We start from the raw sequence: 1,372 nt of genomic DNA, 5'->3' as shown, positions 1-1,372 counted from the left end.
CACGGGAACCGATCTCCCGGCCAACCATGGCCTGATAATCGTTGAGCTCCTCCTCAAACTGTTTCCAGAACAGAGCATAAGGTTCAAAAAATCCATCCAAAACCGCCATCGCCTTGATGGGACGAATCTGCGCCAAATAGCAATAATCACGCAGCGACCACTCTTCGGCCACCTGCAACCAGCTTTCGATGGCGCATACCTGTATTCCGGCAGGGTATGAGGTAGGAAAATCAGCATTTTCCTGCAGATAACTGACCAACTCAGGAAATTCAATAAACAGATAACGTGCCCCATCGGCTACACCACGCTCCATCACCCAACGCAGCAGGCGTCCCGAATCGGTACCGACTATCAGATATAAAACATCCTTTTCACGCAGAGTCTCGGCAAATTGGCGACTGTAAAAGCTGCCTGCCCCGGATTGGGAAAATATTTCCTGGTTGATGCTCGGTACATAATATTCACCGAAACTGTTTTGCCAAATGGGACCAAAATCCATGCCATTTACTCCATTTCCCCAGCACGCGCAGACTCTTTGTTTTCTTGAGCAGGCTCTTCTCTGCCAATCGCCAACCTGCAAAGCAATTTCCTAGCCAGTCACTGGCTTTACTCCTTTTTGCCCACCACACAGGCACGCACCATGCTGGCAAACCAGTGCCGTCAGCACACCCCTGCAGAGAATCCTTGCCCTGTGACAGGAGAGAGCAGGGCAATCGCATTTGCAAATCAGAAAATATATTAGGGAGGTCCAGGAAGAGATAATCTCCTCCTGGTGGCAGGGCAAAGCCCTGCTGAAAATGTGCGGCGTTTCACAAAAGCGAATGCAAAGCATTCGCGCACGCCGCACCAATCTGTACCCCGGAGGGGCACTCTTTGGGAGGGCGGACGCCCGACAGGCACCGTTTTGCTTGTGGCAACAGTGAGGAAATTGGCCAATGCGCTTGCCCTGCAGGAGAAAGCGGTTGACATCCTCGCACATCCTGACATCATACTTTCCTCCGCAAACGACACAGCGGATCTTGCCCAACGGAAAGAGAGATGCCATGGCCTACGGCATTATGTTTCACCATTTTCATAACCAAAACCATCCTCCCGGTCAGGGATCACTTGCCGCAGAACAACTGGATGCCCTGTTGCAGGCACTCCAAGAGCAACAGACTATCCTCTCTGCGCAAGAGTGGTTGGAACGTGCTGTGAACGGCTCGTTGCAGGAGGAGCATCGCTGCCTGACCTTTGATGATGCCCTGCTCTGTCAGTATGAGGTGGCTCTGCCGGTGCTCAAACGCTATCATCTGAGCGCTTTCTGGTTTGTCTACTCCTCGGTCTTTCATGGCAAGAGAGAACAACTGGAGATCTATCGCCACTTTCGCTC

1 protein-coding gene and 1 pseudogene are annotated in these 1,372 nt (G+C 52.0%); one reads left to right on the top strand and one right to left on the bottom strand.

What is annotated here, in order from left to right; genetic code table 11:
* The coding region (locus tag EJP87_RS16430; protein ID WP_130472922.1) for a hypothetical protein at positions 1-499 on the bottom strand (499 nt) is incomplete at its 3' end.
* A 544-nt stretch (positions 500-1,043) separates the two neighbouring features.
* On the opposite strand from EJP87_RS16430, the pseudogene EJP87_RS16425 reads away from it, so the two are divergent.
* Positions 1,044-1,372 (top strand): annotated as a pseudogene (locus tag EJP87_RS16425) (polysaccharide deacetylase family protein); the annotation flags it as partial.

The organism is Candidatus Magnetaquicoccus inordinatus (genome assembly GCF_004217665.1).
GTDB classification, from domain to species: Bacteria; Pseudomonadota; Magnetococcia; order Magnetococcales; family Magnetaquicoccaceae; genus Magnetaquicoccus; species Magnetaquicoccus inordinatus.
The sequence above is the reverse complement of the archived record's forward strand: the minus strand, read 5'-3'. Positions and strand labels throughout refer to the sequence as shown.